Source organism: Hyphomonas sp. (assembly GCF_041398465.1).
Classification (GTDB): Bacteria; Pseudomonadota; Alphaproteobacteria; order Caulobacterales; family Hyphomonadaceae; genus Hyphomonas.
The window spans coordinates 1-14,356 of the sequence record NZ_JAWKUS010000003.1 but is presented as its reverse complement, the minus strand read 5'-3'; the positions used below and the strand labels follow the sequence as shown (position 1 = coordinate 14,356).

The following is a 14,356-nucleotide window of genomic DNA, read 5'->3' as shown; positions in this document are numbered from 1 at the left end:
TCCATGTGATTAATGCGGCCATCAATGGAGCGTAAAATGAGCAACTGGACCCCTTCCGACTGGCGTGAACTGCCTGCGAAGCACATCCCGGAGGACTATCCGGATACTGCAGCACTTGCTGCAGCAGAGGCCCGTCTGCGCTCCTATCCGCCGCTTGTTTTTGCAGGGGAAGCCCGACGCCTGAAATCCCGCCTTGGCGAGGTTGCAGCCGGTAATGCTTTTCTGCTGCAGGGCGGCGACTGTGCCGAAAGCTTCAAGGAATTCCATCCGGACAACATCCGCGACACGTTCCGCGTGATTCTGCAGATGGCTGTCGTGCTGACCTTTGCTGCTGCCAAGCCGGTGGTGAAAGTAGGCCGTATCGCCGGACAGTTCGGCAAGCCGCGGTCTGCCCCGATCGAAACGATCGATGGCGTCACGCTGCCGTCCTACCGGGGCGACAACATCAACGGCATGGATTTCACGCCGGAAGCCCGTATGCCCGATCCGGAGCGCCTGATTCAGGCTTACTCCCAGTCGGCCGCGACGCTGAACCTGCTGCGCGCTTTCAGCCAGGGTGGCTATGCCAGCCTCGCCAACGTGCACCGCTGGATGCTCGGCTTTGTGGATCGCAGCTCTCAGGGCGAACGCTATGAGAAGCTGGCAGACCAGATCTCGGCTTCGTTGCGCTTCATGGAAGCGGTTGGGCTGAATGCCGAAACCGTGCCCCAGATGGCGCAGGTGGAGTTCTACACCAGCCACGAAGCCCTGTTGCTCGGTTATGAGGAAGCGCTGACCCGGATCGATTCCACGTCCGGTGACTGGTACGACACGTCGGCCCACATGCTGTGGATCGGCCACCGTACCCGCCAGGTGGATCACGCCCACGTCAATTTCTGCAAGGGGATCAAGAACCCGATCGGCATCAAGTGCGGCCCCGGTATGGAGCCGGACGAGCTTGTCCGCCTGATCGAGACGATCAACCCGACAGACGAGGCAGGCCGGATCACGCTGATCACGCGCTTTGGCTCCGATGGCGTGGCGCAGGGACTGCCGCCGCTGGCGCGTGCCGTGAAGGCAAGTGGCCGCACGGTCGTGTGGTCCTGCGATCCGATGCACGGCAACACGCTGAAGACCGACTCCGGCTTCAAGACGCGTCCGGTGGACCGTATCCTCTCCGAGGTGCGCCAGTTCATCGACGTCATGAACGCCGAAGGCTGTTACCCGGGCGGGGTTCACTTCGAGATGACCGGCCAGAACGTCACCGAATGTATCGGCGGCGCGCAGGCGATCTCCGAGGATGACCTCTCCAGCCGCTACCATACGCACTGCGACCCGCGACTGAACGGTGAGCAGGCACTGGAGCTGGCCTTCCTGGTGGCAGAGAAGCTTCAAGCGCTCGGCAATGGCAAGGACGCGGCCCGCAAGGCCGGCTGACGCATCCTTCTTCACCGGCCGCTTCAGGCCGGGTGCGACAGCCAGAACCGTCTCCGTCAGGACACGGAAACTTTACAAGGCCGGACCTGATCCGGCCTTGCTTCGCACAACATAAATCAACAAGACACACGAGCCCGGCCAATGACGCCGGGTAGAGGGTATTCCAATGCGGAGCATGAACTTGCCGGCCTGGGTCCGGCTTGGGGACATTATTGATTTGTTGCGCCTGTCGGTGCCGATTGCCATCTCGCGGATGGCGATGATGCTGATGAGCATGACGGACGCTGTGGTGCTGGGCCAGTTTGCGCCTGGCGAGCTGCCATTCGTTCTGAACTCGTGGCTGCCCATGGGCGTGACGCTGGGCTTCAGCATGGGCATCCTGATCGGGGTGCAGGTGCTGACGTCGGAAATGCTGGGTATCGGCCACCATGCGCAGTCGGGGCGAATCTTCCGGCGCGGACTGGTCGCGGCCATCGGGCTGGGTCTCGTCCTGTTGGGTGTCGTGGTCTTCGCCGCAGAGCCGCTCTTTCACTGGCTTTTCGTTGAGGTCGCACCGCGATCCGAGGCGACGAACCTCGCCGATCCGGAGTATGTCGCTGCCTCGACGGCCTCCGTCACGCGCATCATGGCGCTGGCTCTGCCGGGTTTCACCATTTCGACCGTGTGCAGCCTTTATCTCGAAGCCCTGCGCCGGCCGACACTGGTGGCCGTCATCAGCTATGGCGGGGTCCTTCTGAACATCGTCCTGGACCTTGCTTATGTCGGTGGGTTCTGGGGCCTGCCCAAGATGGGCGCAGAGGGCGTTGCCATCGCGACAACCGGATCGCGCTATGCGATCGCCGTGGTGATGTTCGTCGCAGTCATCTTCCTGACGCCGGCATTCCGCGCATCCACGAAGGCGGAGCCGGGCGAGGCGCGGCGCCAGTTCGAAGTCGGTATCGGCTCGGCCATTTCCAATGTGGCAGAGTGGGGTGGGTTCAACCTGACCTTCACGATCGCGACCTGGATCAGCCTGGCTGCCAATACCGTCTATGGCTACACGATCCAGCTCGTGGGCTTCTGCTTCATGTTCTACATGGGCATCGCGTCGGCAACGAGCGTGCGCGTGGCCGAAGCCTTCGGCCGTGGCAACAAGGAAGAGGTGGTCAATGCCGGCCGTCTCGGCGTTGCGGCCACGATCCTGACCGGCGTCACGATGGGGCTGGGTCTCGTCACCTTCCGTGGACCGCTTTCGGGATTGCTGGTGAACGATGACGCGGTGATCGACGGCGTACGGATTGCGCCTGCGATCGCATCGCTATTATTCCTGGCGGCTGTGATGACCCTGTTCGACGGGCTTCAGGCCACGGCGTCCTTCGCGCTGCGGGCACAGGAAATCGTCTGGTCGCCGAGCCTCATCCATATCGGTTCGTTCTTCCTGGTCATGCTGCCAACCTGTTACTGGCTGGGCATCGTGCAGGGGCACGGGGCGAAAGGCATGATGGAAGGCGCCCTGATCGGCGTGTTCGTGGCGGGCACGCTGCAGACGCTGATGCTGGAACTGAAAGCGGCGCGCCCTTTGAAAGGACACGCCGCCTGAAACTCTAATTGTTCCGGTAACGGATGACCGGTTCTAGAGATCCTTCATTGCGGAGGCTGGCTTGAAGGAAGCCGATGTCTTCTCCGGGATCTTGATCGGTTCACCGGTTGCCGGGTTCCGGCCGGTGCGGGCATTGCGGGTTTTCGGCGCGAAAGTGCCGAAGCCTGCGATGGCGACCTGCTTACGCGATTTCACCGCGTCAGCGATCGTGTCGAATACAGCATCAACGGCCTTGCCGGCGTCGCTTTGCGACAGACCAGAAGCAGCGGCCACTGCCTTCGTAAGTTCACCCTTGTTCATACGGGTTCTCCTCTGAGTTAAACGGCGATGCCCCGCCGTTGGTTCGACTTGTCCACGATTCGGAAATCCTGAACACGCCGGATTCCCAATAAACACGGGCTATATGCCTGGAATCCAGCCCTCTTCGGCCTGAATTTTCGTATTTTCTGCCAGATTGAGCCCTTTGGCTGTGGAAAAAGTGGCCGGAAGGCCCCCTTTTTCGTCGAGCGAGGCGAAATGATGGGCGATTGCGCGAACCTGGGCCGCATCCGCTGTTTCGCCGGAATCGGGCGTCACCTTGGTCAATGAAGGGTAAATCTCGGTGATCAGAACCTTCACGTCAGTGAGCGCTTCCTCAGTGAGAGGCTCTGCGGGATCGAATTCGAACGGCCAGATCCGGGCCTCCGGCCAGGTTTCGCGCAGGGCATGGACATGCGGAATCCCGGTTAGGGACTGGCTGCCGACGCTGCCCGTATAGGCGAGCTGCCAGACGGACTTTGGCTGACCGATCTTGTTGTCCCTCAGATAAGCTTCCGCGATGCGGTATTCGGGCAGCGGCGCACCGGTGAAATCGGGCTTCGTGCTGCCCAGCGTCGAGACGACATCGCGCGCTGGTGCGCCCCAGAAGGGAAACGGCCCCTTCGAGATTGCGTAGTTCATGCCGGCGGCGATGGCGTAACGCGCATTGGAATTGTCGGGCTTGTCCTTCAGTTTCGCGGCCAGATGCTCGTGCATCGCCTGCCACGGGGCTTTGCCGTCCAGTTTCAGGCCGAGGGCCTCAGCTGTTCCGGCTGGGTAGCCGAGCGAGAAGTCAAATCCCAGAAGGACACGGTCGCCGCGCTTTGTCAGCTTGCCGACCATGTCCTCAAGGAAACTGCGGGCCTTCAGGCGCGTATCGATGTTTACAGCGCGGAACTGCAGCTTCAGGCGTGCGTCCTTGGCCAGGATGCCAATCCAGATTGAATTGGGCCCGGTCACGGGCTTGGACGCCGCGCTCCAGTCCACCATGATGTACGCGTCGAAAAGGGCCGCCATGACTATCCCAGTTTTACAAGCATCTTGCCGGTGTTCTTACCGCTGAAGAGACCGATAAAGGCATCCGGCGCCTTGTCGATTCCTTCCATCACGGTTTCCTGGAATTTCATCTGCCCGGCTGCGATCCATTTGGCCATATCCGCATGGAAGGCCGGCTGCATGTCGGCATGCGTGGACACAATGAAGCCCTGGATCTTCAGCTGCTTGCCGACGACCTGAATGATGTTGGGCGGACCAACCGGCGTGCCGGTTTCGTTGTACTGGGCGATCATTCCGCATTCGGCGAAGCGGGCCATCGGACGGGCCACCTCGATGGCGGCGGCCAGATGATCTCCGCCGACATTGTCGAAATAGACGTCGATGCCTTTGGGGGCTGCTTCGCGCAGGGCCGCGACGAGGCCGTCGAAGCCCTTGGCCTGCTTGTAGTCGATCACATGATCGGCGCCGAGCGATTTGACGAAGGCGCACTTGTCCGGCCCGCCTGCCGACCCGATGACGGTGCAGTTCTTGATCTTGGCGATCTGGACCACGGTGGAGCCGACGGCACCAGCCGCACCGGAGACGAACACCGTGTCGCCTTCCTTCAGTTCAGCAACGCGCAGGATGCCGGCATAAGCCGTCAGGCCCGGCATGCCCGCGACGCCAAGGAAAGCGCTGTCCGGCAGGCCGCTGTCGCCCGGCAGTTTGACTGCCATGGCCGTGGCCGGGGCGCCGACCCATGCCGTGCGCCAGCCATTCATCGACTGGACGAGGTCGCCGACCTGATAGTCTGGATTGTTGGAAGCCGTGACTCGGCCGACGGCGCCACCGGTCATCGTTTCGCCAATGCCGAAAGGGGGAACATAGCTTTCCCGGTCGTACATGCGGCCGCGCATGTACGGGTCGACGGACATCCACGAGTTCTGAACCTGGATTTCGCCAGGGCCGGGCTCTGCAATCTCGACCGTCTTCTTCTCGAAATCTGATTGCTGTGGCAGCCCGACCGGGCGACGGGCGAGGGCCCATTCCGTTGATGTAAGTGTAGCCATTCGTGATTCCTCCTGCTTGGTTTCTTGTGTTTTTCTTGTGCCCTAATTGGGCATGATGATCGGCACTGTGAAGGGGCAACCGGGAAGAATCCCGCTGCGGCGTGGCTGTGCCACAGCCTTGATACATTGGCGCTTGGGTGCCATGCCGGTCAGGACAGAGGGCTAGGACATGACGAAGCTGAAAGTGGGCGTCGCCGGCGCCGGTGTGTTCGGGAACTACCACGCGCAAAAGGCGGCAGCTTCGGTGAAGACCGATCTGATCGGGGTCTACGATATCGATCTGGCCCGTGCCACGCGCATCGCCGAACAGTTCGGCGCGCAAGGTTTTGACGACTACAAGGCGTTTCTCGATGCATGCGACGCGGTTGTCATCGCCGTGCCGGCCACCTGGCATGAGCCGCTGGCGCGTCAGGCGATCGAGGCGCATCGACATGTGCTTTGCGAGAAGCCGCTCGCGCTGACCGGAACGGCCGCGCGTTTCCTGGCTGACGAAGCCGCCGCGCATGGCCGCATCCTTCAGGTCGGACATCAGGAACGTTTCGTGGCGAAGGCAATGGGCGTTCTGGCCATCGAGGAGAAGCCGCTGCTCCTGGAGTCCGTCCGCTCGGGCCCGCCGGCACCTGATAACCGCGCGGGCGATGTGTCGGTCATCTGGGATCTGATGATCCACGACCTGGACCTTGCCGCAATGATGCTGGGCAATGAGTTCACCAGCGTGAGCGCCACAGGCCGCCGCGCGCACTCCGCGCACATCGATGAAGCCACGGCGGAATTTTCCTATGCCTGCGGTGGGAAGGCCCGGCTGACAGCCAGCCGTGCGGCGACCGAGCGCAAACGCAGCATGCATGTCGTCTATCCCTCGGGCGAGATCGCCATCGACTTCCTGACCCGCAAGGTCGAGAACACGACCCCTTATGAGATCAAGGTCGACATCGCTGCCGAACTGCCGGATCCGCTGGGTGCGGCGGATGAAGGCTTTTATGCCGCCTGTCTCGGTCTTGCCCGCAGCCCGGTGCCTGCACACGGGACTGTCGGGGCGGTGGCGATGGCGGAAGCGGCCGAAGCGGCGGTGCTGGCAAAGATCGACGCCTGATCAGGCGTCACCGCGCCGGGCGGCCTGTTTTGGGTCGTGCTTCGGTGCAGGCGCAAGGCGCATGACTTCCGTCTGGAAACGCTCATCATCGCCATCCAGCAGGAAGGGCAGGGCGCTGCCGATGGCGTCGACCATCGGCTCGAACCATTGAAGGTCTGCTTTGGTGAAGTCCGACAGGACGTGCGGCATGACCATCGCCTTGTCACCCGGGTGGCCGATGCCGATGCGGACACGGCGGAAATTCTCACCAAGATGCGCCATCATGGACCGCACGCCGTTGTTTCCGGAATGCCCGCCGCCGCGTTTGACGCGAAGGCGTCCGGGGGCAAGGTCGATCTCGTCATAGAAGACAGTCACATCTTCTGATGGGCGCTTGTAGAACTGCAGCACTTTTGAAAGCGCGCGGCCGGTCTCGTTGTAATAGGTTTGCGGCTTGACCAGCAGAACCTTATGGCCTCCGACATTGCCTTCCGCGAGCAGACTTTCGAATTTCGAACGCCAGGGCCCGAAATTGTACCGCGCATGAAGGGCATCCAGCAGGATGAAGCCGGCATTGTGCCGGTTCTTCGCATAGCGGTCAGTGGGGTTTCCCTGTCCGGATAGGATCAACATGAGGAATGCGCCTCCTGCCGGGGCTTAGGGGTAAAAAGTGAGCGGCCCGCCTGCAACATAGGACAGGCGGGCCGCTCGTGAAAGGATTGAGGGGAAGAGACTTACTCTTCGGACTCTTCGCCGCCTTCTTCTGCAGCAGCTTCTGCGCCTTCCTCGGACGTGTCATCGGACTTGGCCGTACGGCCGGCGATGGTGGCGATGGTGAAGTCGCGATCGGTGATGGTCGGCTCGGCATCGCCCGGCAGGGTGATGTCGGAGATCTTCACATTGTCGCCGACTTCCAGCTTGGACACGTCGGCTTCCAGCGATTCCGGAATGTGGCCGGCCGGGACGAGCAGTTCGACCGTGTGGCGAACCACGTTGAGCGTACCGCCCTTCTTGAGGCCCGGAGAGACTTCCTCGCCGACGAAGTGCACAGCAACTTCGACCTTGATCTTCTGCTTGGCATCGACGCGGAACAGGTCGACGTGCATCGGCTGGTCGGTGACCGGGTGCATCTGGATCGCCTGCGGGATCACCAGCTGTTTCTCGCCCTTGTGGACCAGCGTGGCGGTCGAGGACAGGAAGTGGCCGGTTTCGATGGCCTTCTGGACTTCACCGCGTTTCAGGCTGATCGCGACCGGATCCTGACCGCCGCCATAGAGGACGCCCGGCACCATGCCATTTTTGCGGGCTTCACGAGCGCCGCCGGTGCCAACGCGCTCACGCACTTCGACATTGAAGGTAATCTGTTGTTTTGACATTGTTTTTCCTTTCGCCCTCGACTCCGCCCCAACGCTTTGGTGAGGTGAGAAGCTGACACGCACGGCCTCGCGCCGCCGTTTCTGAAGGCGCGCACGTACCCCATAAGCCCTGTATTGGCAAGGGTTTGCGGCAGAGGCTGGGCCTGCCACGACACCTTCGTATCCATTGCAGAACGAGCCCGAATTCCCCCTCAGACCAAGGTCGGGGATGGTGGCGGGGGGAAATCGCGTAAACTGGTGAAAAGAATACGGGAGGAAAAGATGCTGAAAGCGCATGTGATGATGGCTATGGGCCTGCTTATGGCGGCGATCTATGCGGTGCGTCTCGCGTCGGGTTTCAGCCTGTCGGACGGGTTTGGCCTCGGTGAGGCGTACCTGATCGGCGGATTGGGGCTGGCCGGAGCGCTCTTGTGGAGCGGCTGGAAAGAACGCCGCCACGCCAAGCGCATCCGCCAGGAAAGTTAAGACCAAAGTGGGGCTGTCTGAGACAGCCCTTTTGCGTCAGCCTGCAACCTGCGGCTGTCGCACCCACACAAGAAGAACGGCCATAGAAGCCGGATAAGGCATTGGCCAAACAGGCTGAGGGAGGAAACGGAAACAATGACTCACAATATCAAAGAGATTGATGCGAAGGGGTACTGGCGTGACGTCGTCAAGCTGACCTTGAGCCTTCTCGCCATCTGGTTCATCGTATCGTACGGGGCAGGCATCCTGTTCCGCAGCGTGCTCGACCAGGTATCGATCGGCGGCGCGCCGCTTGGATTCTGGTTCGCGCAGAACGGATCCATCTACGTCTTCGTCGGACTTATTTTCTATTACTGCCGGGCGATGAACCGCCTGGAGAAGAAATACGGCGTGGAGGCCTGAGACGATGGGCGGAGAGGAATTCTGGACCTATTTCTGGGTCGTCCTGACATTCGGGACCTATATCGGCATTGCGCTCTGGGCGCGGGCCGGTTCGACCGACGACTTCTATGTCGCCGGACATGATGTTCATCCCACGATCAACGGCATGGCGACGGCGGCTGACTGGATGTCGGCGGCCTCCTTCCTGTCGATGGCGGGCCTGATTGCCTTCATGGGCTATGGCGGCTCGGTCTACCTGATGGGCTGGACCGGCGGCTACGTTCTGCTGGCCCTGCTGCTGGCACCGTTCCTGCGCGAATTCGGCAAGTTCACCGTGCCGGATTTTGTGGGTGACCGTTATTACTCGACCACGGCGCGCCTGATCGCAGTCGTCTGTGCCCTGTTCGTTTCGTTCACCTACATCGCCGGACAGATGAAGGGCGTGGGCGTGGCTTTCTCGGGCTTCCTCGGCGTCGAGTTCAATACCGGCATCATGGTCGGCATGGCCATCGTGTTCGTCTACGCGGTGCTCGGCGGCATGAAGGGCGTCACCTATACGCAGGTCGCGCAATACGTCGTGCTGATCTTTGCCTACACGGTGCCCGCGATCTTCATTTCACTGATCGTTACCGGAAACCCGGTCCCGCAGCTTGGCTTCATCTCCAATGTGAAGGGCGAAGACATCTCCATGCTGGAGAAGTTGAACACCGTCGTGACGGATCTCGGCTTCCTTGAGTACACGCAGACCGACAAGTCCATGTTCGACGTGTTCGCCATCACCGGCGCACTGATGTTCGGCACGGCCGGCCTGCCGCACGTGATCATCCGCTTCTTCACTGTCTCGAGCGCTGGCGCTGCCCGCGTATCGGCCGGCTGGGCGCTGGTGTTCATCGCGCTGCTCTACACGACCGCTCCGGCTGTCGCATCGCTCGCCCGCCTCAACTTCATCGATACAGTGAACGAGTCGACCTATATCGCCAGCGATGCGGACTATGACACCGAAGCGGCCACCATCGTCGCGGAAGGCGGCAAGCCGATCCCGGCCTGGTTCAAGAGCTGGGAAAAGATCGGCCTGCTGGAAGTCACCGACAAGAATGGCGACGGCATCGTCCAGTACCGCGCAGGTGCGGACAATGAAGTCACCAAGCTCGACCGCGACATCATCGTGACGGCCAATCCTTCCATCGCGGGCCTCCCGGCCTGGGTGATCGGGCTTGTCGTGGCAGGCGGCCTCGCGGCAGCCCTGTCGACAGCGGCAGGCCTGCTGATGGTGATCTCGTCCTCTGTCAGCCACGACCTCTGCCGGCGGACCTTCTTCAAGGGCATGACCGACCAGCAGGAACTGCTCACCGCGCGGGGGGCTGCCGCAGGCGCGGTGATCCTTGCCGGAGTCATGGGAATGAACACGGCCAAGCTTGGCTTCGTGGCGCAGGTGGTTGCCTTCGCCTTCGGCCTCGCCGCGGCATCGCTGTTCCCGGTCATCGTGCTTGGCATCTTCTGGAAGCGGATGAACCGTGAAGGCGCCATCGCGTCCATGCTGACCGGTCTCATCACCACCTTCTGGTACATCTACCACTTCAAGTTCGTGGACACCGATTCCTCGCACTGGTGGCTGGGTGTGTCGCCTGAAGGGATCGGCTTTGTCTTCATGTTCCTGTCGCTGGCTGTCGGCGTCGTGGTTGCCCTCGTGACCGCACCTCCGCCGCAGGACATCCAGGATCTGGTGGAAGACATTCGCGTGCCGGGAACCCGTACCCCGCACGGCATCGCGGATGCGGAAATGCTGCCCGAATAAGAAGGCGGCAGCCCAAAACCTTCCCAACCTGGGCGGTCCGTCAAAACGGACCGCCCGTTTTGGTGTTTTGCACCAGACTTTGGGCGAACTTGCCAGACGGGCGCCCGCCGGGTGAAGATCGGCCCTCAAGGAGTTTTCGTCCATGCCAGTCTGGCTGATCGTCGGGGCAACGGGGCTGTATGTGTTCGGCCTGTTCGCCATCGCCTGGCGGGGCGACCGGCGCGCGCTGGACCCGTCGGCGAAACACAGCCCTTACACCTACGCCCTGGCGCTGGCTGTTTACTGCACGTCATGGACCTTCTTCGGCGCGGTCGGCACGTCGGCCACGAATGGGTGGGACTATCTCGCCATCTATCTAGGGCCTGCGCTGGTCTTCCTGTTCCTGCCGGACCTGATCCGACGCATCGGCGATGTGGCCCAGCGGGAAAGCATCTCGTCCCTGTCGGACTTCTTGTCCGCCCGCTACGGCAAGAGCCGGGGCGTCGGTGCGCTGGCCGCGCTGGCCGCGGTGGCCGGCAGCCTGCCTTATATCGCGCTGCAGCTGAAATCCGTGGGGATGAGCTTCCAGGCACTGGCCTATGGTGCGGAGAATGCCGGTGCCCGGCCCGCCAGCCAGACCGTGCTGTTCACCGCGCTCGCCATGGGCGTGTTCGCCATCCTGTTCGGCGCGCGCCAGTCCGATGCGACCCGCCGCAATGCGGGGCTGATGCAGGTGCTGGCGCTGGAAGCGATGATCAAACTGGTGGCCCTCGTCGCCGTTGCGGCGCTGTCGCTGTCGCTGATCACGTCGCCGGACATCGAAGTACCGGCGCGGGCGACTGAGCCCTTTTCCGGTGGTCTCCTGTCCCAGCGCATGATCACGACCACGATCCTCTCCATGTGCGCGATCATCTGCCTGCCGCGCCAGTTCCATGTCGCCGTGATCGAGCGGCGTAACCCGCGCGAGGTGCAGACCGCGCGCATCGTGTTCGTCGCCTATCTCGCCCTGACCAGCGCTGTGGTGATCCCGATCACGATCGCGGGACTGTCGACGCTCGGGGCAGACGTGCCACCGGACCTGTTCGTACTGGACCTGCCGCTTGCCCGCGAGAACGGGCTGCTCGCCCTGTTCGTCTTCCTTGGCGGTTTCTCGGCGGCGACCGGCATGGTCATCGTCTCCAGCGTCGCCCTGTCCACCATGGTGACGAATGACCTGATCGTTCCCGCCGTCATGCAGACTGGTCGTTTCGCCAGCCTCGGGGGCAATTCCGGGGCGCGCCTCACCATGATCCGCCGGGGTGTGATCATCGTCATCGTGCTGTGCGCTTATGGCTATTACAGGCTGGCGGGCACGGGGGAGGCGCTGGCGCAGATCGGTCTCCTGTCCTTTGCGGCGGCGGCCCAGTTTGCGCCCGCCCTGGTCGGCGCCGTCTACTGGCGCAGCGGACGGCGCACCGGCGTCGCCTGGGGGCTGGCACTCGGCATGGGTCTTTGGGCTTACACACTGTTCCTTCCGGCGATCCTGCAGCCGGACTGGATGGCGGCCGCCGTGCCGGGCTGGTTGGACCCCCACGCCCTGTTCGGGGCGCGGTTCGACGACAGCCTGATCCATGGTGTCGTCTGGAGCCTTGGCGCCAATATTGCCGCTTATATCGTCCTCTCGCTCCGCTCGCGCGAACGCCTTCGGGACAAGGTGCAATCGTCCGTTTTTGTCGGTGAAGCCGAGCGGTTGGGCCTGACGGAGGCAGGCGCATCTGATCCGGTGGCGACGGTCACGCCGAACGGCCTGAAAACGCTGGCCTCCCGCTTCCTGAACCCGGACGCGGTCGAGCATGCCTTCGCGGATTTTGAGCGCCTCTCCGGCGTCCCGGCCTCCGGTGACGGGCCGGCGGACTGGCAGCTTGTTCAGCGGACGGAGCGCTTGCTGGCGTCTGCGCTTGGCGCCTCATCCGCGCGGGTTGTGCTGGCATCTGCCATCGGTGGAAACCAGGTCGCCCTGCGGGACGTCCTGTCCATGCTGGACCACAAGACACAGGCCGAACGCTTTGACCGGCACATGCTTCAGTCCATGCTGGAAAATATCTCGCAGGGCATTTCCGTGGTGGATGCCGACCAGCGCCTTGTCGCCTGGAATACCGCCTATCTGGACCTGTTCCATTACCCGAATGACCTTGTGACAATCGGCACGCCGGTGTCGACGCTGATCGAATACAATCTGAAATCCGGCTGGATCGATGGCAACCCGGCAGAAGAGGCCCAGCGCCGCGTCGCCCACATGCGTGCCGGACGACAGCACACCTATGAGCGGCGCAACCCCGACGGCCGCTTTCTTCGCATCGTCGGCAATCCGACGCCCGGCGGCGGCTATGTGACGACCTTCACCGACATCACCGAAGACAAGCTGCGCGAGCGGGCGCTGATCGAGGCGAACGAAACGCTTGAGACGCGGGTGCGGGAGCGCACGCAGGATCTTGAGGAAATGGCGCAGGATCTGGACGTTGCCCGGCGCGATGCGGAAGGCGCGAATGCCTCCAAGACGCGCTTCCTCGCGGCAGCCAGCCACGACCTGTTGCAGCCGTTGAATGCCGCGCGCCTGTTCCTCGGCTCCATCCGGGCGGACGAGCAGGGGCAGGGGCTTGTGTCCCGGGCCGACAAGGCCATTCAGTCTGCGGATGATCTGATCCGTGGCCTGCTGGACATTTCCCGTCTGGACCACGGCGCCATCGCGCCAAAACCGGTGCAGTTACCCATCGGCCCATTGCTGGAAGATCTCGTCGAAGAGGCCATGCCGATGGCGGAACAGGCAGAGATAGACTTGCGGATCGCCCCGTCCAGCCTCGTGGTTGAGGCCGATCCGGATTTCCTGAAAAGCATCCTGCGCAATTTCATTTCCAATGCCCGGCGTTATACGCGCGAAGGTGCAGTTCTGGTCGGTGCCCGGCGGCGCGGGAACATGGCGCAAATAGAGGTGTGGGATACCGGTCCCGGAATTCCGCCGGACAGCGTTCCGCTGATCTTCGAGGAATTCCGCCGCTTCGAGGATACCGACAACACAGGCATTCGCGGTGCCGGGCTTGGCCTGCCGGTATCGAAGCGTCTCGCGGATCTGATGGAAGCGCCCATCAGGGTTCGGTCTGTGCCCGGACGGGGGAGTGTGTTTTCGGTGTCCGTGCCGCTGGCGGCATCGTCCGGCAAGCGCAAGCGCGGCGTTACAAGGAGTGCGCCGCGCCACAATGTCAGCCTTGAGGGGCTGAGTGTGCTGGTCGTCGATGACGAGGCCGCGATTGTCGACGGGATGACAGCGCTGCTGACCGGCTGGGGCTGCAAGGTGCGTGGCGCGCGTACTGTGGCCGAGGCGCTGGCATGGCTGGAGACCGAAAACTTTGATGCGATGATCGCGGACCTGAACCTTCAGGACGCCGTCGACGGTTTCGACCTGATCGCCATGAGCCGTCCGAAACTGCCATCACCAGGCAATGTGTTGCTGCTGACGGCGGCGGCCAGTGACGCGGTGCGCACGCAGGCAGAGATCGATGGTATCGCCATGCTGCGCAAGCCTGCCGCGCCGAACGATATCCGCCGCTTCCTCGAAGACCTGCTTCAGGGCGCCTCCGCCTGATGTCCGGCGTCAGAGGGAAATGGCTTCCTTATAGATGAGCAATGCCTGCGTGCGGTTGTTGGCGCCGAGCTTGCGGAAGATCGCCGTCATGTGCGCCTTCACCGTCGCGACGGAGATATTCATCTCGTACGCGATCTGCTTGTTCAGCAGGCCGTCATTGAGGCCGGATAGCACCTTGCGCTGCGCGGGCGTCAGGTCGGCCACGCGGGCGAGCAATTCCTCGCGTCCGGCATCTGCGGCGGCGTCGCTGGGCGGGAACCACTGGCCGCCGTCAAGCGCCGTGGCGAGCGCGGCGGAGAGGTCCTCCATCGACATGCTCTTGGGCAGGTAGC

13 protein-coding genes are annotated in these 14,356 nt (G+C 62.6%); 7 read left to right on the top strand and 6 right to left on the bottom strand.

Annotation, left to right across the window (positions count from 1 at the left end; all coding sequences use genetic code 11):
* Positions 1–36 precede the first annotated feature (36 nt).
* Complete coding sequence (locus tag R3C98_RS10545) at positions 37–1,416, top strand: class II 3-deoxy-7-phosphoheptulonate synthase (RefSeq protein WP_371314047.1); 1,380 nt, start codon at positions 37–39, stop codon at positions 1,414–1,416.
* A gap of 166 nt (positions 1,417–1,582) precedes the next feature.
* Positions 1,583–2,995, top strand: a complete 1,413-nt coding sequence (locus R3C98_RS10540) for an MATE family efflux transporter (protein WP_371314046.1) — start codon at positions 1,583–1,585, stop codon at positions 2,993–2,995.
* A gap of 33 nt (positions 2,996–3,028) precedes the next feature.
* Here the strand turns inward: R3C98_RS10540 and R3C98_RS10535 are convergent, their stop codons facing one another.
* From R3C98_RS10535 to R3C98_RS10525, 3 genes are all read right to left on the bottom strand, one after another.
* Complete coding sequence (locus R3C98_RS10535; RefSeq protein WP_034768228.1) at positions 3,029–3,295, bottom strand: HU family DNA-binding protein; 267 nt, start codon at positions 3,293–3,295, stop codon at positions 3,029–3,031.
* A 99-nt stretch (positions 3,296–3,394) separates the two neighbouring features.
* Complete coding sequence (locus R3C98_RS10530) at positions 3,395–4,309, bottom strand: hypothetical protein (RefSeq protein WP_371314045.1); 915 nt, start codon at positions 4,307–4,309, stop codon at positions 3,395–3,397.
* A 2-nt stretch (positions 4,310–4,311) separates the two neighbouring features.
* Complete coding sequence (locus R3C98_RS10525; protein WP_371314044.1) at positions 4,312–5,337, bottom strand: NADP-dependent oxidoreductase; 1,026 nt, start codon at positions 5,335–5,337, stop codon at positions 4,312–4,314.
* Positions 5,338–5,506: 169 nt separating this feature from the next.
* Here R3C98_RS10525 and R3C98_RS10520 point away from each other — a divergent pair, with 169 nt between their 5' ends.
* On the top strand, positions 5,507–6,430 hold the full coding sequence (locus tag R3C98_RS10520) for a Gfo/Idh/MocA family protein (RefSeq protein ID WP_371314043.1): 924 nt from the start codon (positions 5,507–5,509) through the stop codon (positions 6,428–6,430).
* On the opposite strand, the gene pth is transcribed toward R3C98_RS10520, so the two are convergent.
* Both pth and R3C98_RS10510 read right to left on the bottom strand, forming a co-directional pair.
* Complete coding sequence (pth, locus tag R3C98_RS10515) at positions 6,431–7,042, bottom strand: aminoacyl-tRNA hydrolase (protein WP_371314042.1); 612 nt, start codon at positions 7,040–7,042, stop codon at positions 6,431–6,433. It abuts the gene before it with no gap.
* A 101-nt stretch (positions 7,043–7,143) separates the two neighbouring features.
* The gene (locus R3C98_RS10510; RefSeq protein WP_371314041.1) at positions 7,144–7,785 is read right to left on the bottom strand and encodes a 50S ribosomal protein L25/general stress protein Ctc; all 642 of its coding nucleotides are present in this window, start codon (positions 7,783–7,785) and stop codon (positions 7,144–7,146) included.
* 261 nt (positions 7,786–8,046) lie between these two features.
* On the opposite strand from R3C98_RS10510, the gene R3C98_RS10505 reads away from it, so the two are divergent.
* The 4 genes from R3C98_RS10505 (at position 8,047) to R3C98_RS10490 (ending at position 14,024) form a co-directional block, all read left to right on the top strand.
* Complete coding sequence (locus R3C98_RS10505; protein ID WP_371314040.1) at positions 8,047–8,250, top strand: hypothetical protein; 204 nt, start codon at positions 8,047–8,049, stop codon at positions 8,248–8,250.
* A gap of 135 nt (positions 8,251–8,385) precedes the next feature.
* Positions 8,386–8,652 (top strand): DUF4212 domain-containing protein, encoded by a 267-nt coding sequence (locus tag R3C98_RS10500; protein WP_034768239.1) that lies wholly within the window; start codon positions 8,386–8,388, stop codon positions 8,650–8,652.
* A gap of 4 nt (positions 8,653–8,656) precedes the next feature.
* Positions 8,657–10,426 carry a sodium:solute symporter family protein gene (locus R3C98_RS10495; RefSeq protein WP_371314039.1) on the top strand — a complete coding sequence of 590 codons (1,770 nt, stop codon included), beginning with the start codon at positions 8,657–8,659 and terminating at the stop codon, positions 10,424–10,426.
* Positions 10,427–10,568: 142 nt separating this feature from the next.
* Positions 10,569–14,024, top strand: coding sequence for a PAS-domain containing protein (locus R3C98_RS10490; RefSeq protein WP_371314038.1), 3,456 nt, complete (start codon positions 10,569–10,571; stop codon positions 14,022–14,024).
* A gap of 9 nt (positions 14,025–14,033) precedes the next feature.
* Here R3C98_RS10490 and R3C98_RS10485 read toward each other — a convergent pair.
* Positions 14,034–14,356 (bottom strand): LuxR C-terminal-related transcriptional regulator (locus tag R3C98_RS10485; RefSeq protein ID WP_371314037.1); only part of this gene is annotated, 323 nt, incomplete at its 5' end.

Coding starts and splice junctions, on each gene's coding strand:
- R3C98_RS10535 (WP_034768228.1), bottom strand. CDS start 3,295: ATGAACAAGGGTGAACTTACGAAGGCAGTGGCCGCTGCTTCTGGTCTG.
- R3C98_RS10545 (WP_371314047.1), top strand. CDS start 37: ATGAGCAACTGGACCCCTTCCGACTGGCGTGAACTGCCTGCGAAGCAC.
- R3C98_RS10520 (WP_371314043.1), top strand. CDS start 5,507: ATGACGAAGCTGAAAGTGGGCGTCGCCGGCGCCGGTGTGTTCGGGAAC.
- R3C98_RS10525 (WP_371314044.1), bottom strand. CDS start 5,337: ATGGCTACACTTACATCAACGGAATGGGCCCTCGCCCGTCGCCCGGTC.
- R3C98_RS10530 (WP_371314045.1), bottom strand. CDS start 4,309: ATGGCGGCCCTTTTCGACGCGTACATCATGGTGGACTGGAGCGCGGCG.
- R3C98_RS10510 (WP_371314041.1), bottom strand. CDS start 7,785: ATGTCAAAACAACAGATTACCTTCAATGTCGAAGTGCGTGAGCGCGTT.
- pth (WP_371314042.1), bottom strand. CDS start 7,042: ATGTTGATCCTATCCGGACAGGGAAACCCCACTGACCGCTATGCGAAG.
- R3C98_RS10540 (WP_371314046.1), top strand. CDS start 1,583: ATGCGGAGCATGAACTTGCCGGCCTGGGTCCGGCTTGGGGACATTATT.
- R3C98_RS10500 (WP_034768239.1), top strand. CDS start 8,386: ATGACTCACAATATCAAAGAGATTGATGCGAAGGGGTACTGGCGTGAC.
- R3C98_RS10505 (WP_371314040.1), top strand. CDS start 8,047: ATGCTGAAAGCGCATGTGATGATGGCTATGGGCCTGCTTATGGCGGCG.
- R3C98_RS10490 (WP_371314038.1), top strand. CDS start 10,569: ATGCCAGTCTGGCTGATCGTCGGGGCAACGGGGCTGTATGTGTTCGGC.
- R3C98_RS10495 (WP_371314039.1), top strand. CDS start 8,657: ATGGGCGGAGAGGAATTCTGGACCTATTTCTGGGTCGTCCTGACATTC.